26 protein-coding genes are annotated in these 25,404 nt (G+C 70.1%); 10 read left to right on the top strand and 16 right to left on the bottom strand.

Features of this window, described 5'->3' with window-relative positions:
* Positions 1–3: 3 nt before the first annotated feature.
* From ASG23_RS03565 to ASG23_RS03555, 3 genes are all read right to left on the bottom strand, one after another.
* Positions 4–1,080 carry an ABC transporter permease gene (locus tag ASG23_RS03565; protein WP_056020088.1) on the bottom strand — a complete coding sequence of 359 codons (1,077 nt, stop codon included), beginning with the start codon at positions 1,078–1,080 and terminating at the stop codon, positions 4–6.
* Positions 1,077–2,597 carry an ABC transporter permease gene (locus ASG23_RS03560; protein ID WP_056020085.1) on the bottom strand — a complete coding sequence of 507 codons (1,521 nt, stop codon included), beginning with the start codon at positions 2,595–2,597 and terminating at the stop codon, positions 1,077–1,079. Before ASG23_RS03560 ends, ASG23_RS03565 begins: the two co-directional genes overlap by 4 nt.
* Before the next feature lie 191 nt (positions 2,598–2,788).
* Complete coding sequence (locus ASG23_RS03555) at positions 2,789–4,630, bottom strand: ABC transporter family substrate-binding protein (protein WP_056020082.1); 1,842 nt, start codon at positions 4,628–4,630, stop codon at positions 2,789–2,791.
* A gap of 364 nt (positions 4,631–4,994) precedes the next feature.
* On the opposite strand from ASG23_RS03555, the gene ASG23_RS03550 reads away from it, so the two are divergent.
* Positions 4,995–5,459 carry a nitroreductase family deazaflavin-dependent oxidoreductase gene (locus ASG23_RS03550; protein WP_056020079.1) on the top strand — a complete coding sequence of 155 codons (465 nt, stop codon included), beginning with the start codon at positions 4,995–4,997 and terminating at the stop codon, positions 5,457–5,459.
* Positions 5,456–6,004, top strand: a complete 549-nt coding sequence (locus ASG23_RS03545) for a GNAT family N-acetyltransferase (RefSeq protein WP_056020076.1) — start codon at positions 5,456–5,458, stop codon at positions 6,002–6,004. The genes ASG23_RS03550 and ASG23_RS03545 overlap by 4 nt, the downstream gene beginning before the upstream one ends.
* Here ASG23_RS03545 and ASG23_RS03540 read toward each other — a convergent pair.
* Positions 5,995–6,477, bottom strand: a complete 483-nt coding sequence (locus tag ASG23_RS03540) for a CGNR zinc finger domain-containing protein (RefSeq protein ID WP_162242654.1) — start codon at positions 6,475–6,477, stop codon at positions 5,995–5,997. The genes ASG23_RS03545 and ASG23_RS03540 overlap by 10 nt on opposite strands.
* A gap of 108 nt (positions 6,478–6,585) precedes the next feature.
* On the opposite strand from ASG23_RS03540, the gene ASG23_RS03535 reads away from it, so the two are divergent.
* Positions 6,586–7,254, top strand: a complete 669-nt coding sequence (locus ASG23_RS03535) for a hemerythrin domain-containing protein (RefSeq protein ID WP_056020070.1) — start codon at positions 6,586–6,588, stop codon at positions 7,252–7,254.
* Here the strand turns inward: ASG23_RS03535 and ASG23_RS03530 are convergent.
* The 3 genes from ASG23_RS03530 to ASG23_RS03520 all read right to left on the bottom strand — a co-directional run bounded on the left by ASG23_RS03530 (position 7,245) and on the right by ASG23_RS03520 (position 9,650).
* Positions 7,245–7,982, bottom strand: coding sequence for a class I SAM-dependent methyltransferase (locus tag ASG23_RS03530; RefSeq protein WP_056020067.1), 738 nt, complete (start codon positions 7,980–7,982; stop codon positions 7,245–7,247). The genes ASG23_RS03535 and ASG23_RS03530 overlap by 10 nt on opposite strands.
* Positions 7,983–8,122: 140 nt before the next feature.
* Positions 8,123–8,677, bottom strand: coding sequence for a VOC family protein (locus ASG23_RS03525; protein WP_056020064.1), 555 nt, complete (start codon positions 8,675–8,677; stop codon positions 8,123–8,125).
* Between the two features lie 19 nt (positions 8,678–8,696).
* Entirely contained in the window at positions 8,697–9,650 is a 954-nt protein-coding gene (locus ASG23_RS03520; protein ID WP_056020061.1) for a sugar phosphate isomerase/epimerase family protein, read from the bottom strand.
* A 194-nt stretch (positions 9,651–9,844) separates the two neighbouring features.
* Between ASG23_RS03520 and ASG23_RS03515 the strand changes: the two genes are divergently transcribed.
* On the top strand, positions 9,845–10,579 hold the full coding sequence (locus ASG23_RS03515; RefSeq protein ID WP_157465504.1) for a hemerythrin domain-containing protein: 735 nt from the start codon (positions 9,845–9,847) through the stop codon (positions 10,577–10,579).
* Between the two features lie 27 nt (positions 10,580–10,606).
* Positions 10,607–11,065 (top strand): SRPBCC family protein, encoded by a 459-nt coding sequence (locus ASG23_RS03510; RefSeq protein ID WP_056020055.1) that lies wholly within the window; start codon positions 10,607–10,609, stop codon positions 11,063–11,065.
* Positions 11,066–11,138: 73 nt separating this feature from the next.
* On the opposite strand, the gene ASG23_RS03505 is transcribed toward ASG23_RS03510, so the two are convergent.
* The 4 genes from ASG23_RS03505 to ASG23_RS03490 all read right to left on the bottom strand — a co-directional run bounded on the left by ASG23_RS03505 (position 11,139) and on the right by ASG23_RS03490 (position 14,963).
* The gene (locus ASG23_RS03505) at positions 11,139–11,462 is read right to left on the bottom strand and encodes a hypothetical protein (protein ID WP_157465503.1); all 324 of its coding nucleotides are present in this window, start codon (positions 11,460–11,462) and stop codon (positions 11,139–11,141) included.
* 91 nt (positions 11,463–11,553) lie between these two features.
* The gene (gene ychF, locus ASG23_RS03500) at positions 11,554–12,633 is read right to left on the bottom strand and encodes a redox-regulated ATPase YchF (RefSeq protein ID WP_056020050.1); all 1,080 of its coding nucleotides are present in this window, start codon (positions 12,631–12,633) and stop codon (positions 11,554–11,556) included.
* Between the two features lie 27 nt (positions 12,634–12,660).
* Positions 12,661–14,220 carry a hypothetical protein gene (locus tag ASG23_RS03495; RefSeq protein ID WP_056020046.1) on the bottom strand — a complete coding sequence of 520 codons (1,560 nt, stop codon included), beginning with the start codon at positions 14,218–14,220 and terminating at the stop codon, positions 12,661–12,663.
* Positions 14,196–14,963 carry an ABC transporter ATP-binding protein gene (locus ASG23_RS03490; protein WP_082515729.1) on the bottom strand — a complete coding sequence of 256 codons (768 nt, stop codon included), beginning with the start codon at positions 14,961–14,963 and terminating at the stop codon, positions 14,196–14,198. Before ASG23_RS03490 ends, ASG23_RS03495 begins: the two co-directional genes overlap by 25 nt.
* A 78-nt stretch (positions 14,964–15,041) precedes the next feature.
* On the opposite strand from ASG23_RS03490, the gene rmuC reads away from it, so the two are divergent.
* A complete protein-coding gene (rmuC, locus tag ASG23_RS03485; protein WP_056020040.1) occupies positions 15,042–16,388 on the top strand; it encodes a DNA recombination protein RmuC in 1,347 nt (448 codons plus the stop codon).
* Between the two features lie 16 nt (positions 16,389–16,404).
* Here the strand turns inward: rmuC and ASG23_RS03480 are convergent, their stop codons facing one another.
* Positions 16,405–17,475 (bottom strand): 4-hydroxy-3-methylbut-2-enyl diphosphate reductase, encoded by a 1,071-nt coding sequence (locus ASG23_RS03480; RefSeq protein WP_082515728.1) that lies wholly within the window; start codon positions 17,473–17,475, stop codon positions 16,405–16,407.
* A 136-nt stretch (positions 17,476–17,611) separates the two neighbouring features.
* On the opposite strand from ASG23_RS03480, the gene xseA reads away from it, so the two are divergent.
* The 3 genes from xseA (at position 17,612) to ASG23_RS03465 (ending at position 20,194) form a co-directional block, all read left to right on the top strand.
* On the top strand, positions 17,612–18,868 hold the full coding sequence (xseA, locus tag ASG23_RS03475) for an exodeoxyribonuclease VII large subunit (RefSeq protein ID WP_056020037.1): 1,257 nt from the start codon (positions 17,612–17,614) through the stop codon (positions 18,866–18,868).
* Positions 18,869–18,950: 82 nt separating this feature from the next.
* Complete coding sequence (locus ASG23_RS03470; RefSeq protein WP_082515725.1) at positions 18,951–19,265, top strand: exodeoxyribonuclease VII small subunit; 315 nt, start codon at positions 18,951–18,953, stop codon at positions 19,263–19,265.
* Entirely contained in the window at positions 19,262–20,194 is a 933-nt protein-coding gene (locus tag ASG23_RS03465) for a carbohydrate kinase family protein (protein WP_056020034.1), read from the top strand. Before ASG23_RS03470 ends, ASG23_RS03465 begins: the two co-directional genes overlap by 4 nt.
* Positions 20,195–20,230: 36 nt before the next feature.
* Here the strand turns inward: ASG23_RS03465 and ASG23_RS03460 are convergent, their stop codons facing one another.
* Genes ASG23_RS03460 through ASG23_RS03445 form a run of 4 tightly spaced genes read right to left on the bottom strand, consistent with a single transcriptional unit; the run spans position 20,231 to position 24,622 of the window.
* Entirely contained in the window at positions 20,231–21,487 is a 1,257-nt protein-coding gene (locus ASG23_RS03460) for an ABC transporter ATP-binding protein (RefSeq protein WP_056020031.1), read from the bottom strand.
* 35 nt (positions 21,488–21,522) lie between these two features.
* The gene (locus ASG23_RS03455) at positions 21,523–22,371 is read right to left on the bottom strand and encodes a carbohydrate ABC transporter permease (protein ID WP_056020029.1); all 849 of its coding nucleotides are present in this window, start codon (positions 22,369–22,371) and stop codon (positions 21,523–21,525) included.
* The gene (locus tag ASG23_RS03450; RefSeq protein WP_056020026.1) at positions 22,371–23,330 is read right to left on the bottom strand and encodes a carbohydrate ABC transporter permease; all 960 of its coding nucleotides are present in this window, start codon (positions 23,328–23,330) and stop codon (positions 22,371–22,373) included. The genes ASG23_RS03455 and ASG23_RS03450 overlap by 1 nt, the downstream gene beginning before the upstream one ends.
* A complete protein-coding gene (locus ASG23_RS03445; protein ID WP_056020023.1) occupies positions 23,327–24,622 on the bottom strand; it encodes a sugar ABC transporter substrate-binding protein in 1,296 nt (431 codons plus the stop codon). Before ASG23_RS03445 ends, ASG23_RS03450 begins: the two co-directional genes overlap by 4 nt.
* Before the next feature lie 140 nt (positions 24,623–24,762).
* Here ASG23_RS03445 and ASG23_RS03440 point away from each other — a divergent pair, with 140 nt between their 5' ends.
* Positions 24,763–25,398 carry a carbonic anhydrase gene (locus ASG23_RS03440; protein WP_056020020.1) on the top strand — a complete coding sequence of 212 codons (636 nt, stop codon included), beginning with the start codon at positions 24,763–24,765 and terminating at the stop codon, positions 25,396–25,398.
* Positions 25,399–25,404 lie beyond the last annotated feature (6 nt).

The raw sequence follows: 25,404 nt of genomic DNA, 5'->3' as shown, positions 1-25,404 counted from the left end.
CGGTCACAGCCCAGCCAGCTTGCCGGACGAGGGCGGCAGGTTCGAGTTCAGTGCGCGCTGCGCGGAGGCGTCCGCCTCCATGGCCTTGGCCATCTTGCGCTCGGACGGGATCCGCTTCTGGCGGGGGTCGAACGCGTCCCGCAGACCATCACCGATGAAGTTGACGCTCAGCGCGATGAGCACGATGAAGATGCCGGGCCACCAGAACAGCCAGGGGCGCGTGGAGAACGCCTGCTGGTACGTCTGGATCATCTGACCCAGAGAGATCTCCGGCGCCTGGATGCCGAAGCCGAGGTACGAGAGCGCCGTCTCCAGCAGGATCGCGGAGCTCATCAGCAGCGTGGTGCTGACGATGATCGTGCCGATCGCGTTGGGCAGGATGTGCTTGAAGATGATCCGGCCACCGCTGGCACCGGCAACGCGAGCTGCGTCGACGAACTCCCGTTCGCGCAGGGCGAGGAACTCTCCGCGGACCAGCCGGGACAGCGTGGTCCACAGGATGAGGCCTAGCGCGACCGCGAAGAAGTTGCTGCTGATACCGCCCGCCATCTTGCCGATCACGGCGCCGACTACGATCGTCGGCACGGTGATGACCAGGTCGGTGAACCGCATCAGGGCGGTGTCGCGGCCACCGCGGTAGTACCCGGCGACGGCTCCCACGAGGACGCCGAGCACGCAGGCCACGATGCCGATGATGAACATGACCTTGAGCGACGTCTGCGTGCCGTGCATGACCCGAGCGAAGATGTCACGCCCGAGCTCGTCCTGGCCGAACGGGTGGATGCCGAGCGCCGGGGGGACCACAGTCATCGTCGGCGCACCGCCGGCGTTCGACATCGGGTTGCCGGTCTCGTAGCCGGTCCACATCCACCAGCCGGGGATGGGGCCGACGCCGACAGAGGTGACGGCGAGCAGGATCGTCCCGCCCAGCGCGGCGAGGCCGACGAGCGCTCCCTTGTGCCGGAAGAAGCGTCGGCGCACGATCTGCCCCTGGGACAGACCGACGACGTCCTGCAGCTCGATCGCGTTCTCGACGGTGTCGCCCGACGAGGGGGTCTCGGGGTTCGTGGAGGTGCTCATGCGTCCAACCGGATTCTCGGGTCGACCGACGCGTAGATGATGTCCGCGACGATGTTGGCGATGATGGCGAGCGTCGCCGTGATGAGGAGATAGCCCATCACCGGCTCGATCTCGGCATCGTTGAGCGAACGGACGAACAGCTGGCCCATGCCGGGCCGTGCGAACACCGCCTCGGTGATGACCGCACCGCCGATGAGCGTGATGATGTCGATCGGCACGATCGTGGCGAGCGGGATCAGGGTGTTGCGGAACCCGTGGCGGACCACGACCGCACGCTCTGGCAGGCCCTTGGCCCGGGCCGTCCGGATGTAGTCCTGGTTCATCACCTCGAGCATGCTGGAGCGCGAGTACCGCGTGTACGCGGCGAACGCGATGAGCACGAGGGTGGCCGTCGGCAGCAGCAGGTGGGTGAACGCGTCGAGCACGCCGACCCAGTAGTTGCCGCCCAGTCCCGGGGTGCGGTCACCGAACGTGGGGATGGGCCGCCCGCTCAGAGCACGGAAGTAGGGCGGCCACACCTGCATGACCTGGTCGATGAAGATGAGCCCGCCGGTGATGAACGCCACCGCGGCGCCGGTGCGTGCCGAGATGCCCCAGTCCGGCCCGCCGTAGAGCCGGCCGATGAGGAACCCGACCCCCATGGCGACCAGGGCGAGCAGGAAGATGATCCAGTTGTTCTCGTCGATCGTGTCGAAGACGACCTGCATCGGCAGGTACAGCGCAAGACCCACGCCGACCGTCGTCAGCGCGGTCCACATGGCGCGACGGTTGTGCACGCCTGCGAACACCGCGGCGATGGCGACCGCCGAGCCGCCGGCGAGGATCAGCAGCAGGAGGGGGCCGATCTGCGGACGCTCCCACCAGCCCGAGAGCTGTAGGTAGGCGAACATCGCGAAGGTCGCCGCAGCGGCGACCCCGAAGACCTGCCACCGGCGTGCGGCGCTCCCGCCGACGGCGAGCGACCAGAACAGGCCCGCGATCACCGCGATGCCCGCGATCACCGACCAGGCGATGACCGGGTCCTTGAGGAAGTCGTTGAAACCGATCGCGGCCCACTGCTTGAGCAGGACGGCGACCCAGAAGGAGGGCAGCGAGTAGAGCAGGAACGACAGGAAGATGATCCCGTAGTCGAAGCCGCTGTACTGCCGCAGCGCGCTGACGATGCCGACGGTGACACCGATGGTCAGCGACAGGACGGTCGCGGCGGTGACCAGCTGCAGGGTCGAGCCGATGGCGTGCGCGAGCAGGTCCCTGACGGGCTGCATCGAGCGCCACGCGATACCGAAGTCGCCGGTGAACAGGTTGCCGAGCCACATGAAGAACCGGACGACGACGTTGGTGTCCAGGTTGAGCATCTCGATGCGCGCGTCGATGAGCTGCTGCTTGTTCGGCGCTGTGCTCTCGCGGAGGTCCTGCAGCGGGTCGATCGCGGCGTCGACCAGGACGAACATGAGGAAGAGGGCCACGAAAAGGGTGGCCAGACCCGCCAGGATGCGGCGGAGGAGGAAGTTCAGCACGGGTGGGTTACCTCGCTGGGATCGGGCACCGCTGGTCGGGGGGATCGTATCCCTCGGGCGACCGCGGTCCGGGGTCGAACGACCACAGGCACGTCAGCGGGGCGCCGGGACCTGGTGGTGCCCGGCGCCCCGCTGACGTCTGACCGGGAGGTTCCTCCGCCAGGCTCAGTGCCCGGCGGAGGAACCGTGGATCACTCGGCCGCAGCCTCGCCCGCGGTCCACTCCCAGAAGCCGTAGAAGATCGTCGGCGCGATCGTCAGCTTCGAGACGTTGCCGATCTTGTCCGGGTTCCAGGCGGTGACGCCGGGGAACTGGAAGATCGTCACACCGAACGCGTCGTTCACGAGCTCGGTCTCGATCTGGGCCAGGAGAGGCTCCTGGTCCTCCTGCTCCGTGGCCACCTGGAGCTCGTCGAAGAGCCCATCCACCGTGGCGTTGGAGTACCCGTAGAAGTTGTTCCCTCCACCCGTGCGGTAGTTCGCGTCCGACTCGGTGACGGCGGTGGAGGTCGACTGCCAGCCGAAGAGCGCTGCGTCGTAGAAGCTCGTCGCGTTCGAGAGGTCCGTGCCCCAGTCGGTCTGGACCTGGTAGGGCACGACGTCGAAGCCGGCCTGGGCGGCCGACGCCTTGATGAGCTCGTACTCGTTCTGACGGCGCGTGTTCTCCGGGTCGAAGAGCAGGCGGACCGAGACGGCCGGCACACCGGCCTCGGCGAGCAGAGCGGTGGCGCCGGGGATGTCCAGCGCGTACGCCTCAGCCTGACCGTTGGCCTCGACGATGGGGTCGTACATCGGCGAGCCCGCGACCTGCGTGTAGGAGTTGCGGAGCTCCGCCGTCTCGTCGAGAGGCTTGATCAGGTTCTCCATGATCTGCTCACGGGGAATGGTCTTGAGGAACGCCTGGCGCACCTTCTTGGCCTTCTCCGCGTCGCCGCCGTAGGTCGCCGGGTCGAACGGACCACCGTTGGCGAACTGCAGGTCGACGTGCTCGTACGTGCCCTCGGGGCCGGACTCGACCTCGAGGCCCTCGATCGCCTCGACGGCGGTCTTGACGTCGGCCGTGGCCTGCGGGTTGATGAGGTCGACCTCACCGTTCTGCAGTGCCTGGACCTGGCCCATCGGGTCGCCGTTGTAGCGGACCGTGACCTTGTTGAAGACCGGCTTGTGGTCGCCCTCGTAGGACTCGCTGGCAGTCAGGGTGATGAACTGGTCCTGCTCGAACTCCGTGATCTGGTACGCGCCGCTCGTGACGAGGAGGTCCTCGTCGGACGGCATCGACGCGAAGTTCCAGTCGGTGCTCCACGACTTGGCGATCGGCGAGAGGTCCTCGACGTTCTCGTCCTGGATGGCCGCGATGAGCGCGTCGGTCGCCTCCTCCGCGTCCTCGATGCCGAGGGCGCGCTGCGCGACGATGTGCGCAGGCAGGTTCGACTGGATGGCCGTCGACCAGTCCGCGAACGGCTTGGTGTAGGTCAGCGTGATGGAGTTGCCGTCGATCTCGGGCGTCTCCTCGACGAGTGCCATCGCGGGCGAGGCTGCGTCGAAGTAGACACCGGCGTCCAGGGCGTCCTGGTTCGTGATGTTGCCTTCTTCGTCGTACTCCGCCTCGACGTTGTTGAACTTGCCGCTCTGCGCGGCCCACTCGAGGAGCAGGTCGGCGGGACCGGCGGGCGTGCCGTCTGACCACTTCGCGGTGTCGGCGTACGTGTACTTGACCTGCAGCGGGTCGTCGGAGACCTTCTCGTAGGTGCCGAACGACTCGTCCTGGACCAGGTTGAGGTCCGCGTCGTAGTACCAGAAGCCCGAGTTCGCGAGGTACAGGATGACGTTGTTCGCCGTGGCGTTACCCGTCGTGCTGTTTCCGTTGGCCGAGTAGAACGGCTGGTTCCAGGCGATGTTGATCGACGTCTCGGTGTTGATGCCCGCGTCGTCGGTCTCGTCGTCGCTGCCGCCGCCGCCGCTGGAGCAGGCCGCGAGGGCGAGAACGCTCGTCGCGGCGACCGCTGCGAACGCGGCCTTGCGTGTGATCCTCAATGTTCCTCCCGAGAAGGGTGGTGGGCTCTGTGGTGCGAGCCGGGAGTACCGACCAGCACGCGGTCCAGAGGTCCGCCGGGGTGTGGCGACACGGTAGTCAAGCGAATAGTGGACAAATCGGACAGTTCGCAGAGCGCAACGCGATTGTTACGCGATCGATACTGTCGGGTACGTCTCACCATCTGAAACCTGCTGTTGTGGCGCACCCGATGTTTCTGGCGCATTTCCCGGGGGCACACCACGGACAACTCCATCAGACACCCTCCGACGATGTCGTGCGATCGCAACGCCCCTCGGGCGGGGGACGTGCCGTCCCACCTGCACGTCTTCCGCGGAGGCCGTCTCCGTCGGAGACACTGGTCCGATGGGCTTCACCGCGATCGTCCGCCGGGTCGGGCGCACCCCCTGGTTCGCCCGGATCGGCCGCGCGACCTCCGGGATCGACCGACGGCTGCACAAGGCGAGCCGCGGTCGGCTGAGCGTCCTCGGCAGGCCGACGCTCCCCCACCTCATCCTCACGACGACCGGCCGGACGTCCGGCCAACCCCGCGAGGCCGTCCTCCTGTACGCCGTCGACGGCGACGGCTGGGTGCTCATCGGCTCCAACTGGGGGCAGGAACACCACCCCGCGTGGTCGGGCAACCTCCTGGCGGACCCCCACGCGACCGTCACGATCGCGGGAGTCCGCACCCGTGTCGTCGCGACGCTCGCCGCCGCGGACGAGCGCACCCGCCTGCTGCCCGCGCTGCTCGAGGTGTGGCCGGGGTACACCGACTACGCCGACCGCACCGACCGCGAGCTGCGCGTGTTCCGGCTGGCTCCCGCATGAGCCTCCCGCTGGTCCTTCCGACCCTCCTCGGCGATGCGGTCCGACTGCGCGCCTTCTCTCCCGCCGACCTCCCGCTGGTCCGTGAGGCGACGACCGACCCGCTGATCCCCCTCATCACGTCGGTGCCGGCGCACGGCGACGACGACGCCTGTCTCGAGTACCTCGCACGGCAGGCCGACCGCCTCAGGACGGGCGCCGGCTACGCGTTCGCCGTCGCGGACCGCACGACGGACCTGGCCGTGGGTCACGCCTACCTCGGGCTGCGCGACCTCGACCTCGGCCGCGCGACCGTGGGGTACTGGATCGCCGCCTCACGCCGCGGACGTGGGCTGGCCGGGGATGCGGTGCAGACCCTGGTGCGGTGGGCGGTCACCGTGCCCGGCATCCAACGGCTCGAGCTCCACGTCGAGCCCTGGAACGTGGCGTCCGCCCGCACGGCGACGAGCGCTGGGTTCGTGCGCGAAGGGCTCCTGCGATCGTGGGAGAAGGTCGGAGACGAGCGTCGGGACATGGAGATGTACGCGCTCGTCATGCCTCAGACCTGACGGGCTCGCCGCCGGTAGGCGCGGGCCTTCATCACGTCGCCGCACTCGTTCATCGAGCACCACCGCCCTGAGCGGTTTCGTGAACCGTCGTAGTACACCCACTGGCAGTCGGGGTTCGCGCATGCCTTGAGGCGTGCCCACTCGCCGTCCGCGTGAGCCCGGTGAACCTCGGCGAGCAGCCCGGTGACGACGGTGTCTGCCCCCGCCGGTGCCAGCGTGGCCGTGCCGGCACCGAACGTGACGACGAGCGGATGGGTGGCCGCGAGCGCGTCGAGACCGGCCGCGTCGCCGGACGTCAGGTACCGCCGCAGGGCGTCGCGGAGCGACACGAGGCCGACGGGTCCACCGGCCAGGTCGTCGGTGCCGTGGAACCGGTCGTCGGTGTTCAGGAGCGCCCGCACGCGCTCGAGCGCTCCCGGGGCGACCCCCGGCTCGCTCCCGAGCTCGACCCACTGCAGCAACTGGTCCGGCACGAGCACCTCCCCTTGACGTGGTCAGCGGTTCGCCACGATAGTCATCACCAGCGTACCGGTTTTACCGGTGACGCACCGGAGTTCCCGACACCGAGAGCGAGACGCACGATGAGCGCCGTCACCAGCACCGAGAAGCTCGGCTGCGACACCTCCGACATGCTCACGATCCACGCACTGTTCCGCCGCGCCTTCACCGACGCCCCGGTCCTGGTCCGCGGCGTGGCCGACGGGGACACCGCCCGGATGCTCCCCGTCGCCGACCACGTCCGCGAAGTTGCCGCGGCACTGCACCACCACCACGAGGGCGAGGACCTGCTGCTCTGGGACACCCTCGAGCTGCGCGCGCCGGCGTGCGCGCTCCACGTCGGTCTGATGCGGTCCCAGCACGCCGCCACGGCCGCACAGCTGGAGCGGCTCGACGGACTCATGGACGCGTGGGAGGAGTCGGCCGGCACGACCGAACGCGACGCCGTCGCCGCGCTGCTCGACGATGTACGGGACACGCTCCTGCAGCACCTCGGCCAGGAGGAGGCGCAGATCCTGCCGACAGCGTCCACGGTGATGTCGCAGCGGGAGTGGAACCTGCTGCACGAGCACGGCATGGCGTCGATCCCGAAGGACCGGTTGCTCCTGCAGCTGGGCTGGATCCTCGAGGTCGTGCCCGCCGACGAGCGCGCAGGCTGGCTGCGGACCAACCTGCCAGCGCCCGCCCGCGTGCTGTGGCGCCTGGTGGGCCGACGCCAGTTCGCCGCGCACCGGGCGCGGATCTACGGCTGACTGTCGCGACGCCGGGCGACGAACACCATCTCCTTGCCCGGTCGGTCGGGAGCCTCACGCACGTCGACGACGTCGAATCCCGCCTCCGCCAGAGAGCGTTCGACCGTGCTCCTGTCGCGGAACCGCAGGGTCGAGTCCGACGTCAGCACCGCACCGTCCGACGCGAACACCCACGTCGCCCGGAACGTCACGAGCTCGCCGACGACCTCCGTCACGTCGACCCACGTCTCGACCTGCCCGACCCTGTCGACGTCCGTGACCTCGTGCGTCGCCTCGCGCGTCCACTCCCGCCACGCCTCACGCTCGGGAACGCGGGTCTCGAACACCAGGTGCCCGCCCGGGACCAGCGCCGCGTGCAGCGCGGCGAGGGTTCCCGCCCACTCCGCGTCGGTCACGAAGACCTGCGCGACGTTACCGGTCATCGTCGCGACGTCGACACGCACCTCCGCCAGGGTCGTCGCGTCGCCGTGGAGCCACCGCACATCGTCGGACCCGGCCTTCCCCCGCGCCACGTCGAGCGATGCCTCCGCCGGGTCGACGCCGACGACGTCGAGGCCGCGGGCAGCGAGCAGAAGCGCGAAGGTACCGGTGCCGCAGCCGACGTCGAGCACGCTGCGCGCACCCAGCTCGTCGACGATGGCCACGTACGCATCGAGGTCGCTGCGGTCCGAGTCGAGCGAGTCGTACAGCTGCGCGAGGCGGGGGACCTCGAATCCGTCGTCGGCCATGCGAGCGACGTTAGGCAGCCGTCAGCGAGGACGTCGCCTGAATTCGGGCAGCCTTCGTTCGTGACCGCCCAGGACGGCGGCCAGAGCTGACCTCGTGCGCCGCGTCGTGTCGTGCACGTCACGCGGCGCTGCGTGCCACCTCAGCTCGGAGCGAGCTGCGGTGGGCCCGAGCGGTGCTCGTCGGACCGTGGGCTCAGCAGACCGACCTGGTGGCCGTCCGGGTCTGCGAGCACAGCGAACCGGGAGCCGAAGAACGCGTCGAACGGCCGCTGCCGGGACTTGTACCCGAGCCCTGTCATCCGCGTCCATACGGCGTCCACCTCGTCGCGGCTGCCCACCCGGATCGACAGCACGGTCGCCGCCGCGTCGTCGTCCGGGCTGCCGCTGTTCCAGAACGCGACGGACGAGTGCTCGTCGAGCTCCACGCTCAACCCCTCGAACCGGATCTCGGCGTGCGGATCGACCGGCGCACCGACGTTCCAGCCGAGATCCCGGTAGAACTCGCCGCTCCGCACGACGTCGGCGACGGCGTCCCATCCCGGCGACGTGTCCATCGCGGCCACGCACTCCGCCTTGGTCAGCACCGCGCCCGGGACGACCACCACCGCGTCGTCGCGAAGCACCCGGGCATACACGGCACCCCGACCGAGAGCGAGCTCGCGCTCGATCGCCATCAGCTCGTCGACGACAGCCATGCGTTCCACACGTGCGTGGTCAGAAGGTTACGCAGGCGAGGTAGTCGAAGCCTTCCTGGGCGGCCTCGAACGGGTCGAACGTCGGGTCGCCGAAGCGCGGGTCGTGCTCGACGACGTAGTACTTCGTGCTGCCACCCGCCGCCTCGAAGATCGACGGGAAGTCGATGATCCCGTCGCCGACGATCTCGATCCGACCGGGGAACGGACCGGCCGCCATGTCCTTGACGTGGAACAGCTGGATCCGGTTGCCGTACCGCTCGATCACGTCGATCGGGTTGGCGACACCGCCGCCGTTGGTCGCCCAGTAGAGGTCGAGCTGGAACACGACATTCTTCGGGTCCGTGTAGGCCATGAGGATGTCGAACACCGTCTGGTCGCCGAACACCTCTTCGAACTCGATGTCGTGGTTGTGCACCATGAGCGTCTGGCCGTGCTGGCGGGCGATTGCGCCGAGCGCGTCGAGGTACTCGGCGTAGGCGATCCACTCCGCCTCGGTGGTGTAGACCAGCGGGAAGATCGGGGTGGAACCGGAGCCGAAGTACTTGATCCCCAGCGTCTTGTTGTCCGCAAGGATCTGGTCGATGTCAGCCGGCGACCCCGGCCTCCCGACGTCGACGTGCCGCGCGGAGGCCTTGAGCCCGTACTCGTCGAGGAGCGCGCGGTACTGCTCTGCCGTCAGCCCGCTCAGGGTGAACGGCTCGACGTTCCGGTACCCCATCTCGCTCAGGCTCTGGAACACCTCCTCGGTCCGGGCGATGGTGCCGGCGTCGGTACCGAAGCCGATGTACTCGGCGAACGTCCAGAGCTGGACCGAGATCTTGCTCGTCGGCACTCCTCTGCCGGCGCACTCCGGGGCTGCAGCAGACGCGACGGAGGCGGTGCTGACACCGCCGGCGACGAGGCCGATCGCGACCATGGTCACGGCGACGAAGCCGCGCAGCGCTCGGGCCCAGGATCGGTACATGGTGTCCATCGGTGCCTCCGAGGTGCCACGTTCGAACGTTCGACCGGCGTCGTTGCCGCATCACGTTCGACCTACTGGCACCGTAACCGGCAGTCGCGCCGATTGGGAACCCCGTCGCGAGCGGGTGATGTGGCGCGCGGCGCGTCGGAGTAACGTTCCCATCGCGCCGCGACGCCGATGTCGATGATCGGGTGGAGGTCGGGATGGCCAAGACACTGCCTCCCCCCGGGCAGCTGCCTGCGGGGCAGCACCCCGGCTGCGACACGTCGGGGATGATCCTCGTCCATCGGATCATCCGCTGGCTGTATCGGGAGCTCCCCGAGCTGGTGCGCGAGGTCGAGCCTGGCGACACCGCCCGCTCGGCGGTCGTCGGCCGCTACGCCCACCTCGACTTCTATGCCCTGCACATGCACCACGAGACCGAGGACATGGTCCTGTGGGACAGGCTGGTCGCGCGCGAACCCGCCTGCACCCTGCACGTCGGTCAGATGCGAGCGCAGCACGCCGAGGTCGCGGTGCAGCTCGCGCGGATCGAGCCGCAGCTGGAGCCCTGGGTGGTCACCGCCGATCCCCGGCTCCGCGACGCCTTCGCGACCGACATCGAAGGTCTCCGCGACCTGCTGTCCGCGCATCTCGGGCAGGAGGAGGACGAGATCCTCCCCGTCGCGGGGGAGGTGATGTCGCAGCAGGAGTGGGACTTCATGGAGGAGCACACCCGATCCACTCTCATGGCGCACCGCAAGGAGCTCGGGAAGGACGTCATGTCGTTGCAGATCGGCCTGCTGATCGCGAGCGTCCCCGAGGCCGAGCGAGACGACTGGGTCCGCGCCAACGTGCCCGCGCCGATCCGGCTCCTGTATCTCCTCCTCATGAAGCGGAGATACGACAGCGCGATGCGGGAGCTCTACCCCGACCGACCCGTGCCGACGATGGTGTGACGCGGCGACCCCGAGGCGGAGGAACCCATGTGGCGACGCGTGACGCTCGACGTGCACCTCGATCACCCGCCGTCGCGCGTCTACCCGTACCTCGCCGACCCGGGACGGTGGCCCGAGTTCGCGCCAGCTGTCGACTCCCGCCGCCCGTTGGACAGCGGCCCGCTGCAGGTGGGGAACCGGTGGGCCGCCGTCGACCGCATCGGGCCCTTCCGGATCCATTTCACCGACGTGCTCGAGGTCGTCGAGCACGACCGCCGGGTCGTGTGGCACTCGACGTCCCCGTGGAACTCCCGCGTCGAGTACGAGTGCACGCCTGACGCCGGCGGCACGCGGATCTATGCCGACTACGGCGGCGACGTCGCCGACTGGCTCCGGCTCGTGGCGCTCCTGCCGACGTTCGTGCTGGCGCGGATCTTGCTGCGCGACTTCACGGGGCTCCGCCGCGTGCTCGACGCAGCGGACCGGGCGCGCGCCTCCGGGGCGTGACGATCGTGGCCCCGCTCTCGCGGGCTGGCCCGGCGCAACTGCTTCCGGGATGTGCGATCGGCCTCGCCGTCGCCTATCCGGCGTGGGGAAGCAGCCCGCTCAACTCGTCGGACAGACGGTCCACACCTGAACCGCGGCGGCCCGACAAGCCGACGACGCCGAACTTCGCCGAGGTCAGCGTCACCTGAAGTGTCCCGGGCGCCACCTGCGTCCACCGGGCATGGACCTTCTCGCCGACCATCAGCAGGTACTTCCCTGAGGTGAACATCGCGGTGCCCGAGTTCACGTCTCCGGCCAGGTACCGGAACCCTGTGCGCCGCGCAGCCTCCTGAAGCGCCGCGAAGACATCCGACGGCCTCGCCTGAAAGGTCATCGCCCGCGTGCCACTATCGCTCATCTACTCAGCATGACAGGCGATACCCGGTCCAGCCGCCGGCCCGCCACAGGCGCACCAGCCGGTCGCCTCTGACCTCGGCAAACGTGCTGGATCACACGTTGAAGCGGAACTCCACCACGTCGCCGTCGACCATGACGTAGTCCTTGCCCTCGATCCGGGCCTTGCCGGCAGCACGGGCGGCGGCGACCGACCCGGCGGCGACGAGGTCGTCGAACGAGATGACCTCCGCCTTGATGAAGCCCTTCTGGAAGTCCGTGTGGATCACGCCGGCGGCCTGCGGAGCGGTCCAGCCCCGGTGGATGGTCCAGGCGCGGGACTCCTTCGGGCCGGCGGTCAGGTAGGACTGCAGGCCGAGGGTGTGGAAGCCGACGCGCGCCAGCTGGTCCAGGCCGGCCTCCTCCTGGCCGTTGTCGGCGAGCATCTCGCGGGCCTCGTCAGGCTCCAGCTCCACCAGCTCGGACTCGAACTTGGCGTCGAGGAAGATGGCGTCGGCGGGGGCGACCAGCGCGCGCAGCTCGTCCTGCATCGCGGTGTCGGCCAGGCCGGCGTCGTCGGTGTTGAAGACGTAGATGAACGGCTTGCTCGTCATGAGCTGCAGCTGGTCGAGGTACTCGCGCTCGATCTTCGCGCCGCCCGAGAACAGGGTCTGACCGGTCTCGAGGATCGCGACAGCCTCCTGGGCGGCGGCCAGCAGACCGGCGTCGGCCTTCTTGGCGCGCACCTCCTTCTCGAGGCGCGGCACGGCCTTCTCGAGGGTCTGCAGGTCCGCGAGGATCAGCTCGGTGGCGATGATCTCGATGTCGTCCTTCGGGTTCACCGCACCGGAGACGTGCACGACGTCCGGGTCGGCGAACACGCGGGTGACCTGGCAGATCGCGTCGGCCTCGCGGATGTTGGCGAGGAACTTGTTGCCCAGGCCCTCACCCTCGCTGGCACCCTTGACGATGCCCGCGATGTCGACGAACGACACGGTCGCCGGCAGGATCCGCTCGGAGCCGAAGAGCTCCGCGAGCTTCTCCAGCCGCGGGTCGGGCAGCGGGACGACGCCGACGTTGGGCTCGATCGTCGCGAACGGGTAGTTCGCCGCGAGGACCTGCGCCCGGGTCAGCGCGTTGAAGAGGGTGGACTTGCCGACGTTGGGCAGGCCGACGATGCCGATGGTGAGTGCCACGTCGGGGAAGTCTACGGGGGCCTTCCGTCAGGCGAACGCCATGATCTTGCTGAGCAGGCCGGGGCCGGTGCGGTCGAGCGTCCTCCCACCGACGCGCACACCGATGGTGAGGAGCACCGCGCCGAGCACGACGCCGACGACGAGCGTCACCCACCCGAGCGCGACCGACCCGCCCCGCACGGCGAGCAGCGCGAGGATCATCTCGGGCAGGCACACCACCATGACCGCCAGCCAGCCGACCAGCTGGGAGACGACCGACGCCGTCGAGGCTCCCTGCTTCGTCTGGAACGGGCTCTCGCCCGGCAGCTGGACGGGGTAGACGACGAGCGCGGACAGGATGCTGGAGCCGCCGAGCGACGTGAGCAGCACCCCGAACGACAGTCCGAGCAGCGCGACGATGGCGTTGGCTTGGCTGGCGACGAGCGCGGAGCCGACGACGAGGATCGTGACCGCAGGCACGGCGATCGCCCCGGCGGCGATCACGCGACCCAGCCGGTCCGCGGTCCCGCGCAGGGGTGCCGCGAGGTGCGTCCAGAAGGCGGAGCCGTCGTAGGCGACGTCGGCCGAGATCCCCCAGCCCATCAGGTACGCCGCGAGAGGGCCGATCAGGAGGAGCACTCCACCCCCGGGGCTGACGATGTACAGCACGACGGCCAGCACTGGTACAACGGCCACGGCGAGCGCGTAGCGCGGGTCGCGGGCCCAGTAGGTGAGGCAGCGCGCGGTGACGGCGCCGAGCGGCGTGGCGGGCAGCCGGTCGAACCATCCGAGCCCGCGACCCTTGGACGACACCTTCTGGTGAGCGGGGTTGACCAGCGCGTGCGCGAGCGACCGGTCCCACACCACGGCCACCACGGCGAGCGTCGCCACGGCGATCACGAAGCGCGCTGTCGCCAGACCCCATTGCCCCTCGGCGACGTCCCCGGGGACTGCCCAGGCCGCGCCGAACGGGGTCCACGACAGGAGGTCAGCGACGTGCTCGAGCACGTCGGCCGTGATAGCCGCGCCCGAGGTCAGCCGACCCAGGACCGGACCCGCGACGATGACCGGCAGCACGGCGACAGCGGCCATCACCTCCCGGAACCGGCGGCCCGTGACCAGGGCGGACGCGGCGGAGGTCGTCGCCCGCGCACCGATGACGCACGTCGCCACGGCGAGGACGGAGCAGAGGAGGCCCACGACGAGGGCGGTCGGGGTACGCCACCACACGCCCGCCATCGCGAGCGCAGCGCCGACCGTGGCCACGCCCGGCACCCCGATGACCCCCGCGAGCGCCAGGCCCGTCAGCAGGGACCGTCGCGGGATGGCGAACGTGACGAACCGTGCGGGATCGATGGTCGAGTCGACGCCGAAGGCGATGAGCGGCACCACCCACCACCCGAGGATCAGCACGGAGCCGACGAGCACGGTGACGAGCCCGCGGATATCGGGCTCCTGCACGCTGAGCACGACCATCGATCCCACGACGATCGCGAGCGCGACGACGCCGTACAACGCGGCGACGACGAGGCCGACCACCTGCCAGGGGCTGCGCCGCAGAGCGTTGCGCAGCAGCGTCAGCTTCAGGCGGACGAGGTGCGCAACCACGCCAGCCCCTCCCCGCTCACGCGACCACCGACCAGGTCGACGAACCGGTCCTCGAGGCTGCCGTCACCGCGGACCTCGTCGACGGTGCCGGCGGCGAGCACGTGTCCCGCCGCGATCACCGCGACGTGGTCGCACATGCGCTGGACCAGGTCCATGACGTGCGACGAGACGATCACCGTGCCGCCCGAGCGGACGTAGGAGCGCAGGATGTCGCGGATGTTCGCCGCCGACACCGGGTCCACCGCCTCGAACGGCTCGTCCAGCACCAGCAGCCGGGGCGCGTGCACCAGCGCGCACGCCAGCGCGACCTTCTTGGTCATGCCCGCGGAGTACTCGACGACGAGCTTCGTGGCGTCCGCGGTCAGGTCCAGGGCCGACAGCAGGTCGGTCGCACGGGCGGCGACGGTCTCGCGGTCGAGCCCCTGCAGCAGGCCCGCGTACGTGATGAGCTGCTCTCCGGTCAGCCGGTCGAACAGGCGCACCCCGTCGGGCAGCACGCCGAGCATGCCCTTGACCTCGATGGGATTCACCCATAGGTCGTGCCCGTGGACGAGCACCGTGCCGAAGTCGGGTTGCAGCAGCCCCGTCGCCATCGAGAGCGTCGTCGTCTTGCCGGCCCCGTTGGGACCGACGAGGCCGTAGAACGAGCCGGCCGGGACGACGAGGTCGATGCCGGAGACGGCGATCTTGTCACCGAACTTGCGCCACAGTCCGCGCAGCTCGAGGGCGGGTGCATTCGACATCGGACCACCGTAGGCGCCGTCGACCCGCCATGGTTCTCCTTTCGGTCGGATGTCGGTGGGTGCTGGGAGCCTGCACGCATGGACACAGGACTACTGCTGGGACTCGCGATCGGCGCCGTCGTCGGCGTGCTCGCCGGCTGGCTGCTCACGTCGTCCCGCCTGCGCGCGGCTGACCTCGAGGCGGCGCGGGCACGGGCCACGCTGGAGGCGGAGCGGCACGGCGCGCAGGCCCGGCTGGCGGACTCCGACCGGCTCGCCGACCAGTTCCGTGCCCTGGCGGCCGACGCGCTGGCGACGAGCACCGACCAGTTCCTCGCGCTCGCGCACCAGCGGTTCGCCGCCGACCACCAGACGCAGGTCGGGGAGCTCGCCCAGCGCGAGCAGGCTGTGCGAGCGATGGTGGAGCCGCTGTCCCGCACGCTCGACCAGGTGCGCGTCGAGCTGTCCACCGCCGAGCAGGCACGTGCCGCCGGCCAGGCCGCCCTCGGCGAGCAGGTGCGCGCGATGCACCTGGCCTCCGAGCACCTGCGGGGCGAGACGGCGCAGCTGGTCACCGCGCTGCGCTCGTCGCAGGTGCGGGGGAAGTGGGGCGAGCTGCAGCTCAAACGCGTCGTCGAGGCCGCGGGGATGCTCGCGCACGTCGACTTCGTCGAGCAGGACCAGGTGCGCACCGACGACGGGCTGCTGCGGCCGGACATGGTCATCAAGCTCGCGGGCGGCAAGAACGTCGTCGTGGACGCCAAGGTCGCCTTCCTCGGGTTCCTCGACGCCGCCCAGGCCACCGACGAGCGCGTCCGCACCGAGCGGCTCGCGGCGCACGCCCGGCACGTCCGCGCGCACGTCGACGACCTGGCCGACAAGCGCTACTGGGACCAGTTCGCCCCGGCGCCGGAGTTCGTCGTGATGTTCGTGCCCGCCGAGTCGTTCCTGCACGCCGCCGCCGAGCAGGACCCGCTGCTGATCGAGTACGCGTTCGAGCGCAACGTCGTCATCGCGACGCCGACCACCCTGCTCGCGCTGCTGCGCACCGTGTCGTACGCCTGGCGGCAGGACGCGCTGGCCAGCAACGCGCAGGCCGTCCTGTCGCTCGGAAAGGAGCTGCACGGTCGGCTCGCAACCATGGGCTCGCACCTGGCCAAGCTGGGGCGCGCGATCGACTCCGCGGCCGGCGCCTACAACCAGACGGTGTCCTCGCTGGAGACCCGCGTCCTGGTCAGCGCCCGGCGGTTCGCGGACCTGCACGTGGTCGACGGCGACCTCCCGACGCCCGCCCCCGCGAACCCTCAGCTGTCCGCGGTCAGCGCACCCGAGCTGGTGGCGTCGGCCGACGAGCTGATCGTGATGTTCGACGGCCGCGCCGACCGCGACGAGCGCGCCCTCCGCGCAGAGCGAGCGGCCGACACCCCGGACGCCACGACGGCCTGACGACCGGTGCGGCTGGTCAGACGGGCTGGACGTCCAGGGACGTGCGGCCCTCGCGGCGCGGGACGACCGGGGCCTTGCCCGCGGCCTTGAGGTCGGCGCGGAGCTCGCGGGGCAGCGAGAACATGAGGTCCTCGGTCGCGGTGCGGACCTCCTGGACGTCGCCGAAGCCGTGCTCGGCGAGCAGGGCGAGGACGTCCTTGACCAGGATCTCCGGGACGGAGGCCCCCGACGTGACCCCGACGGTGGTGACGCCGTCGAGCCACGCGAGGTCGATCTCGGACGCCTGGTCGACGCGGTAGGACGACCGGGCGCCCGCGTCCAGGGCGACCTCGACCAGCCGGACGGAGTTCGACGAGTTCGCGGAGCCGACCGTGATGACCAGGTCGCACTCCGGCGCCAGCTTCTTCACGGCCACCTGGCGGTTCTGGGTGGCGTAGCAGATGTCGTCGCTGGGCGGGTCCTGCAGGTTGGGGAAGCGTTCGCGCAGCCGGCGGACCGTGTCCATGGTCTCGTCCACCGAGAGCGTCGTCTGTGAGATCCAGATGAGCCGGTCGGGGTCGCGGACCACCACGTCGGCCACCGCGTCCGGGGAGTTCACCACCTGGATGTGGTCGGGCGCCTCGCCGTACGTGCCCTCGACCTCCTCGTGACCGTCGTGGCCGATGAGGAGGATGTCGTAGTCCTCGGACGCGAACCGCACGGCTTCCTTGTGCACCTTGGTGACCAGCGGGCAGGTCGCGTCGATCGTCTGCAGGTTCCGCGCCGCCGCCTGCGCGTGGACCGCAGGAGAGACCCCGTGCGCGGAGAAGACGACGTGGGCACCCTCGGGCACCTCGTCGGTCTCGTCCACGAACACGGCACCGCGCGCAGCGAGCGTCTCGACGACGTAGCGGTTGTGCACGATCTCCTTGCGCACGTACACGGGGGCGCCGTAGTGCTCGAGCGCCTTCTCGACGGCGATGACCGCGCGGTCGACGCCGGCGCAGTAGCCACGGGGGGCCGCCAGCAGGACGCGCTTGGCTCCGGTGCTCGGGCCGGTGGCCGGGCCTGCGGGCGTGCCGGAGGCGGAGACGGTCGGGGAAGTCACGGTCCGAGTCTAGTTCGGCGGGCACCATCGGCCCTGCTCGGAGGGGACCTGCGAGTGTGACCTGCACCCGACCCGCACGGCCCCGTCACATGCGGCCCGGGCGGGAGATGTCGGCGCCATGAGGCAGGCTGGGTGCGTGAGCACCGGCCCCTTGAGCACCCCGGCGACGGCCGGCCCTCCTCCGCTGCGCGCGGCGGACACCACCCCTGACCGCCCCTGGCCGGTGCGGCACCTCGCGCCCAAGATCGCGGACTACATCGCGAAGATGCCCCCGGTGTGGGTCGAGGGTCAGGTGCTGAACCTGAAGAGGTGGAACACCCTCTACTTCCTCACGCTGCGGGATACCGACCTCGACATGTCCCTGTCGGTCACGGCGCCGGCCTCCGCCATCGACAGGCTGGCGGACAAGCTGGCTGACGGCGCGCACCTCGTCGTGCACGCCCGGCCGCAGTTCCACGCGAAGAAGGGGACCCTGACGTTCGCCGCCGACGACGTGCGGCTGGTCGGGCTGGGTGAGCTCCTCGCGCGGATCGAGCACCTCAAGGGCGTGCTCGGCGCCGAGGGTCTGTTCGAGCCGTCGCGCAAGCGCGCGCTGCCGTTCCTGCCGGCGGTGGTCGGGCTGATCGTCGCCCAGCAGGGCGACGCCGAGCACGACGTGGTGTCCAACGCACGCGCCCGGTGGTCGGCGGTGCAGTTCGAGATCCGCCGCGTGACCGTGCAGGGGCCGCGGGCGGTGCCCGAGGTGAGCGCGGCGATCGCGGAGCTGGACCGGGACCCGCGCGTGGACGTGATCGTCGTCGCCCGAGGCGGCGGGTCGTTTGAGGACCTGCTCCCGTTCAGCAACGAGTCCCTGGTGCGCGTGGCGGCGGCCTGCCGGACGCCGCTGGTCAGCGCGATCGGGCACCACCTGGACACGCCGCTGCTCGACCTGGTCGCGGACTTCCGTGCGTCGACGCCGACCGACGCGGCGAAGCGGATCGTGCCCGACGTCAGCGAGGAGCGCGCGCGGCTGACCCAGGCCAGGCTGCGCGCTCGTGCTGCCCTGACCATGCGGCTGACGCGGGAGCAGAGCGGGCTCGACCACTGGCGCAGCCGGCCGGTGCTCGCCAACCCGACGACGCTGGTAGACGTCCACGAGCATCGGGTCGCGGCACTCCGCGACGGTGCGCGACGGTCGCTGCACACCGCGCTGGTGCACGGGCGCGCCGAGGTGGCCGGGCTCACCGCGCAGGTCAGGGCGCTGTCGCCGGCCGCCACCCTCGAGCGCGGCTACGCGGTCGTGCAGGGGTCCGACGGGCACGTGGTGCGTGATCCGGGCGACGTCGCGCCGGACGAGGCGCTGCGTATCCGGGTCGCGCGCGGGGAGCTCGCCGCGAAGGTCGTCAAGGCCTGACCGTCGCCGCCCGCGCGACCGGCCCGTCGCCAGGCACCAGGCCCGTGCCGAAACTGTGGGCGCGTCCTGGTTGACTGTCCCCGTGCCGAAGCCGTCCCAGTCCCCCGCGCCCGCGTCGTCAGGCTCCGCGGCCCCGCCTCCCGACCCGAACGCCGACGTGGCGGCACTTGGCTACGAGGAGGCTCGTGACGAGCTCGTCGCCGTCGTCGCGCGCCTGGAGGCCGGTGCGGCCACCCTGGAGGAGTCGCTCGCGCTCTGGGAACGCGGTGAGGCGCTGGCGACGCGGTGCCAGGAGTGGCTGGACGGTGCACGCGAGCGGCTCAGTGCCGTGCGGGACGGCGGGGCACGCCCGGAGGACCGCACGAACGCGAGCACCGACGACGAGGAGACGCGATGACCACGCCGACAGCAGACCGTGCCCTCGTCATCGGCGAGGCTCTCATCGACGTCGTGTCCCGCCCGGACGGCAGTCGTACGCAGCACCCCGGGGGCAGCCCCGCGAACGTCGCCCTCGGCCTCGGCCGACTCGGCCGGCGCGTGGACCTGCTGACGTGGCTCGGTCATGACGCGGACGGCGACCTGGTCCGCCGGCACCTTCGCGGCTCGGGGGTCACCGTGCTGCACGGCAACCGGTCCGCGCTGCGCACTCCCGTCGCCACGGCACACCTCGACGCCGAGGGGACCGCGTCGTACGAGTTCGACCTCGAGTGGGACCTGCCCGAGACGTGGGACGAAGAGCCCGGCCGTCCGATCGTCGTCCACACGGGCTCGATCGCGACCGTGCTGCAGCCCGGAGGTGCCGCGGTCTCGAAGATCGTGGCCCGCAGTCGCGCGACGTCGACCATCACGTACGACCCCAATCTTCGGCCCGTGCTCATGGGCTCGCCCGCGCACGCTCTGCCCGTGGTCGACGCGCTCGTCCGGCTTGCCGACGTGGTCAAGGTCAGCGACGAGGACCTCGCGTGGCTGCACCCCGGCGTCGCACCCGCGGAGATCGCCGAGGAGTGGAGCCGGTCCGGGCCGTCGCTCGTCGTCGTGACGCACGGCGGCGAAGGGGCGTTCGCGAGCACGTCCGCCGGGGCACGGATCTCGGTCACGGCCCCGAAGGTGCAGGTCGCGGACACCGTCGGAGCCGGGGACTCGTTCATGGGCGGGCTGATCGACGGGCTCTGGTCGGCGGGGCTGCTCGGGGCCGACCGTCGACAGGCGCTGGCGGAGGTCGACGCCCCGACGGTCGAGAGCGTGCTCGAGCGGTGCGCGCGGATCGCGGCGATCACGGTGTCGCGCGCGGGCGCCAACCCGCCCCGCCTCGCTGAGCTCGGCTGACGCGCCCCGGCCCCAAGGCCGGTCAGGGGACGGACGTCAGGCGCGGGCCTTCTCGCGCGCCTGCGCGCGCTCGAGCGACGCCTTGCGGTCGGCCTCGTTCTCCTCGTCGACCGTCTTCGCGGCCTCGGCGTCCCAGGTGAGGTTCTCACCGGTCTCGGGGTCGAACACCATCATGCGCGCGGGGTCGAACCAGAGGTTCGCCTCGTCACCGTCGCGGACCTTTGTCTCGGACCCGAGCGTGACGATGAGCTGGGTGCGCAGACCTTCGCCGTCGAGGTCGCGGTCGAGCTCCTCGAGCGTCGTCGCGACGTCGGGGTTGGTCTCGAACGGGATGTAGGCGTAGAGCTCCGAGCCGAGCCACTCGCTGACGTCCACGGGCGCGGTGAAGGTGACGCCGGACGACACCTTCGACTCCTCCAGCAGGTTGGCGTCCTCGAAGTGCTCGGGGCGGATGCCGACGATGACGATGTTCTTGCCGCCGAGCTTGCGGGCGAGGTCGGCGGAGATCGGGACGTCGGCGAAGGGCAGGCGCATAGTCGACCCGTTGATCTCGCCCGGCAGGAAGTTCATGGGTGGGGAGCCGATGAAGCCGGCGACGAAGAGGTTGACGGGCTGCTCGTAGAGGCCGCGCGGGCTGGCCACCTGCTGGAGCTCGCCCTTGCGGAGCACCGCGACGCGGTCACCGAGGGTCATGGCCTCCGTCTGGTCGTGGGTGACGTAGACGGTCGTCGTGCCGAGGCGGCGCTGCATGCGGGCGATCTCGGTGCGCATCTGGCCGCGCAGCTTCGCGTCGAGGTTGGACAGGGGCTCGTCGAAGAGGAAGGCCTGGGCTTCACGGACGATGGCACGGCCCATCGCGACGCGCTGCCGCTGGCCGCCTGACAGGTTCGCGGGCTTGCGCTGGAGGTGGTCCTGCAGCTCGAGGGTCTTGGCCGCGAACTCGACCTTCGCCGTGACCTGCTCCTCGGTGAACTGCCCCTTCTGCAGGCGCAAAGGGAAGGCGATGTTCTCGAACACCGTGAGGTGCGGGTACAGGGCGTAGTTCTGGAACACCATCGCGAGCTTCCGGTCGCGGGGCGCCTTGTCGTTCACCCGCTCCCCGCCGATGGTCAGCTCGCCCGCGGTGATGTCCTCGAGGCCGACGATCATCCGCAGCAGCGTCGACTTCCCGCAGCCGGACGGGCCGACGAGGATGACGAACTCGCCGTCGGCGATGTCCAGGCTGACGCCTTTCACGGCGAGGAAGCCGTCGCCGTACTGCTTGACGATGTCCTTGAGGGTGATGGCGGCCATCGGATCTCCTTCGTGGGACGGGCTGTGCGCGGGACTCAGCCCTTGACGGCGCCCTGGGTCAGGCCGGACACGATCTGGCGTTGGAAGAGGAGCACGAGGATGACCACCGGGATGGTCACGATGATGGCGGCGGCGGAGATCGACCCCGTCGGCTCCTCGAACTGCGAGGCGCCGGTGAAGAACGCCAGCGCGGCGGGCACGGGTCGGGCGCGGTCGGTCGACGTCAGGGAGATGCCGTAGACGAAGTCGTTCCACGCGATGAAGAACGCGATCAGCGCGGTGGTGAACACGCCGGGCGCCGCGAGCGGCACGATGGCTTTGCGGAACGCCTGCCAGGTGGTCGCACCGTCCACCTGGGCGGCCTGCTCGAGCTCCCACGGGATCTGGCGGAAGAATGCCGCCAGGGTCCAGATCGAGATCGGCAACGTCAGCGAGAGGTACGGGATGATCAGCCCGAGCCAGGTGTCGTAGAGGCCGATGTTGCGCCACAGGTTGAAGAGCGGCGTGACGATCGAGATGACCGGGAAGATCGAGACGCCGAGCGCCGTGAGCAGGACCAGCCTCTTGCCGGGGAAGTCGAGCCGGGCGATCGCGTAGGCCGCGAGCGTGGCCAGGACGACGGCGATGCCCGTGGCGATCAGGCAGATGCCGATCGAGTTGCGCAGCGAGGACAGGAACAGCGTCTGCGCGGAGCCGCCTGGCGCGAGGATCTCCTCGTAGTTCACGAACGTCCAGGTCTTCGGCCAGAACAGTCCGAGGTTGAGCTGGCTCGGCAGCTTGAACGACGTCGCGAAGATCGAGACGATCGGGAAGAGGGCGTACGCCAGCACGAAGATCGTGATGAGGGCCCAGGCCCACTTGGCCCTCGTGGACAGCTGCTTCATCAGCCCGCCCCCCTCGCGCCGCCGGCTAGATCGACCTTGAAGAGCTTGACCGCGACCCAGCAGATCAGGATCACGCACAGGAAGAGGAGCACGGAGATCGCGGAGCCGAGTCCGATCTCCAGCCGTCCGATCGAGGTCCGGTAGGCGAGCAGAGACAGCACCTCGGTGCCGTTGGCCCCGTTGGTCATGATGAACACGTTGTCGAAGATGCGGAACGCGTCGAGGGCCCGGAACAGGACCGCCACCATGATCGCGGCCTTCATGTTCGGCAGCACGACGCGCGTCAGCCGCTGCCACCACGTGGCGCCGTCGACCTCCGCCGCCTCCTCGAGCTCGGTCGGCACCTGGGAGAGGCCGGCCAGCAGGAGGAGCGAGATGAACGGGGTGGTCTTCCAGATCTCCGACATGATGATGACGAAGAGGCTGGTGCCCTGCTGGGCGAACCAGTTGAGGTCCGGGCTGATGCCGGGCACCCAGTCGAACCAGTGGTTGATGTACCCCGAGTTGATGTCGAACGCGTAGAACCACGCGAAGGCCGAGACCACGGTGATGATCCCGTACGGCACCAGGATCGCCGTGCGGAGCAGACCGCGGAGCTGCGTGATGGCCCGGTGCATGACGAGCGCGAGCCCGAACCCGAGGAGCAGCTCGACGATCACCGTCGTCACCGTGATGAACACGGTGACGCCGAGCGCCTGCCAGAAGAGAGGGTCGGTGAGCACCACGGAGTAGTTGCTCAGTCCGGTGAAGCTCCTGTCGTCCGGCGCGGTGAGCCGGAAGTTGAAGAGCGAGTCGTAGAAGGCCTGCAGGATCGGGTACAGCGTGACGGCGAGCATGACGACGAACGCGGGCCCCGCGAGCAGCCACCCGAGGCGGGCTTCGGACCTCGCGCGGTCGCTGCGGCCGGCCTTCGCCGCGGCGTCGCGCAGGTCCGGCTTCTTGTCGGCGACCGTGGTCATAGCAGCTGCTCCCCTCGAAGCACGGCGGTGATCAGGTCCGTCGATTCCGCGGGCGTCGTCTCGGGGTCGACCTCGCTCGGGGGGTGCCAGGTCTGCTGCAGGCCCGTGGACACCTCGTTGTAGTACGGCGTCTGCGGTCGCGGCACAGCGAGCTCGAGCGACTCCCGGATGACGTCCGCCATGGGGAAGGCCTCGTTCACGGCGGGGTCGTCGTAGGACGTCGTGTTGGACGGCGGGTTGCCGTTCGTCGCGAAGTACTGCGCCTGGTGCTCGGGGGTGACGATGCACTCCGCGGCCTTGTAGGAGAGGTCGACGTAGTTGCTGAAGGCCCCGATGCCGAGGTTGATCCCGCCGTAGGGCGGGGCGGTCTGCTGGTCGGCGGTGACCTGCGGGTACAGCGCCCAGCCGATGTCGTCGAGCAGGGCTTGGTCGAACGTGCCGTCCTCGACGCCCGCCTTCGTGGCGGACCAGACGAACGGCCAGTTGACCATGAACGACCCCTTGTCGCCCTGGAAGATCGACAGCGAAGCCCCCTCGTCCTCCGTCGGCAGGGCCGGCCCACCGAGGTTCTCCTTGCCGATCGTGCCCATGATCGTCGCGGCGGCCTCACCCGCGGGGCTCTCCAGCCCGAGCGTGATCTCGTCCGCCGGAGCCTCGGGGTTCTCGATGATCGTCCCGCCGGCGGACGCGACGAGCGCGTTGATCCACACGGTGAGGGACTCCGCCTTGGTGCCCTGGACGCCGAGGTACTTGTCCTGGTCCTTGGACGCGGTCATGATCTGGTCCCAGGTCACCGGGGCCGTCTCCGGGTCGAGGCCCGCCGCCTTGGCGACGGACTTGCGGTACCAGAGCAGCTGCGTGTTCGCCCAGAACGGGACGGTCACGAGCTCGTCGTCCCACGTCGCCCCGGCGAGCGCCCCGGCGACGACGTTCTGCGTCACCCTCTGCGCGACATCGTCAGGCACCGGTGCCAGGAACCCCGGCTCGGCCATCTCGGCGATGAACGGCGGGTCCAGGCTCATGATGTCGATCGACGAGTCCTTGGCGGCCAGTCGTCGGGCCAGCTGCTCGCGCTGGGCGCTGGCGTCGCGCGGCAGGACCGACACCTCCAGGGAGTACTCGCCGTTCGCTGCCTCCGTGCACTGCTTGGCGATCTCGGCCTGTCCGCCGTCGTCCGGGTTGATATACCAGGTGAGCACCGGTGTTCCGGAACCGGACCCTGCGCAGGCTGCCAACGGAGCGACGAGCCCCACCCCCACAGCGAGGGCGAGCACCCGTGAGCGTCGTCGCACGGAGCACCTCCGAACCGAGGCTTCGACGCCTCACCCTCCAAGGGCTACACCCGTTTGGCGGTGGCGCGCCAGTGGAAGAGCGATACCCGTGTGCTGAACACGCGCTGCCGAGCGGGCGCCGGACCTGCGACGATGGCCTCGTGCCACGTCCCACGACACCCGCCGAAGCCTGGTCCGCCCTGCGCGAGGGGAACGAGCGATTCGTCCGCGGCGAGATGCTCCACCCCTCGCAGGGCGTCGACCACCGCTCCGAGGTGAGCGTCGCGCAGTACCCGTTCGCGGTGATCTTCGGCTGCTCGGACTCCCGGGTCGCCGCCGAGATCATCTTCGACCAAGGCCTCGGCGACGTGTTCGTGGTCCGCACCGCCGGCCACGTGCTGGACACCACGGTCATCGGGTCGATCGAGTACGGCGTCGACGTCCTCGGTGCGTCCCTGATCGTCGTGCTCGGACACGACAGCTGCGGAGCTGTCGCCGCCGCGACGGCCGCTCTGACGACGGGCGAGCTGCCCAGCGGGTTCGTGCGCGCGATCGTCGACCGAGTCATCCCGAGCATCGTCAACCTCGCCGGCGGCGGTCTGGGCGCCCTCGACACCCTCGACCCCGCGGCCCTCGGCCAGGAGCACGTGCGACACACCGTCCAGATGCTGCAGGGGTACTCGCGCTCGCTCGCGGACTCGATCAGCGACGGGCGGGTCGCGATCGTCGGGCTCGAGTACACGTTGGCGGACGGGACCGTGCACATGACGGAGTCGCTGGGGGACGTGGAGGCGTAGGCGTGC

Origin of the sequence: Cellulomonas sp. Leaf395, from assembly GCF_001424125.1 — a bacterium.
GTDB lineage: Bacteria > Actinomycetota > Actinomycetes > Actinomycetales > Cellulomonadaceae > Cellulomonas.
Note: the sequence above shows the minus strand (reverse complement) of the source record. Positions and strands in the feature narration are given on the sequence as shown.

Coding starts and splice junctions, on each gene's coding strand:
- ASG23_RS03530 (WP_056020067.1), bottom strand. CDS start 7,982: ATGGCCGACGACGGATTCGAGGTCCCCCGCCTCGCGCAGCTGTACGAC.
- ASG23_RS03565 (WP_056020088.1), bottom strand. CDS start 1,080: ATGAGCACCTCCACGAACCCCGAGACCCCCTCGTCGGGCGACACCGTC.
- ASG23_RS03515 (WP_157465504.1), top strand. CDS start 9,845: ATGGCCAAGACACTGCCTCCCCCCGGGCAGCTGCCTGCGGGGCAGCAC.
- ASG23_RS03535 (WP_056020070.1), top strand. CDS start 6,586: ATGAGCGCCGTCACCAGCACCGAGAAGCTCGGCTGCGACACCTCCGAC.
- ASG23_RS03505 (WP_157465503.1), bottom strand. CDS start 11,462: ATGAGCGATAGTGGCACGCGGGCGATGACCTTTCAGGCGAGGCCGTCG.
- ASG23_RS03520 (WP_056020061.1), bottom strand. CDS start 9,650: ATGGACACCATGTACCGATCCTGGGCCCGAGCGCTGCGCGGCTTCGTC.
- ASG23_RS03460 (WP_056020031.1), bottom strand. CDS start 21,487: ATGGCCGCCATCACCCTCAAGGACATCGTCAAGCAGTACGGCGACGGC.
- ASG23_RS03510 (WP_056020055.1), top strand. CDS start 10,607: ATGTGGCGACGCGTGACGCTCGACGTGCACCTCGATCACCCGCCGTCG.
- ASG23_RS03525 (WP_056020064.1), bottom strand. CDS start 8,677: ATGGCTGTCGTCGACGAGCTGATGGCGATCGAGCGCGAGCTCGCTCTC.
- ASG23_RS03490 (WP_082515729.1), bottom strand. CDS start 14,963: ATGTCGAATGCACCCGCCCTCGAGCTGCGCGGACTGTGGCGCAAGTTC.
- ASG23_RS03545 (WP_056020076.1), top strand. CDS start 5,456: ATGAGCCTCCCGCTGGTCCTTCCGACCCTCCTCGGCGATGCGGTCCGA.
- ASG23_RS03550 (WP_056020079.1), top strand. CDS start 4,995: ATGGGCTTCACCGCGATCGTCCGCCGGGTCGGGCGCACCCCCTGGTTC.
- rmuC (WP_056020040.1), top strand. CDS start 15,042: ATGGACACAGGACTACTGCTGGGACTCGCGATCGGCGCCGTCGTCGGC.
- ASG23_RS03450 (WP_056020026.1), bottom strand. CDS start 23,330: ATGACCACGGTCGCCGACAAGAAGCCGGACCTGCGCGACGCCGCGGCG.
- ASG23_RS03455 (WP_056020029.1), bottom strand. CDS start 22,371: ATGAAGCAGCTGTCCACGAGGGCCAAGTGGGCCTGGGCCCTCATCACG.
- ASG23_RS03465 (WP_056020034.1), top strand. CDS start 19,262: ATGACCACGCCGACAGCAGACCGTGCCCTCGTCATCGGCGAGGCTCTC.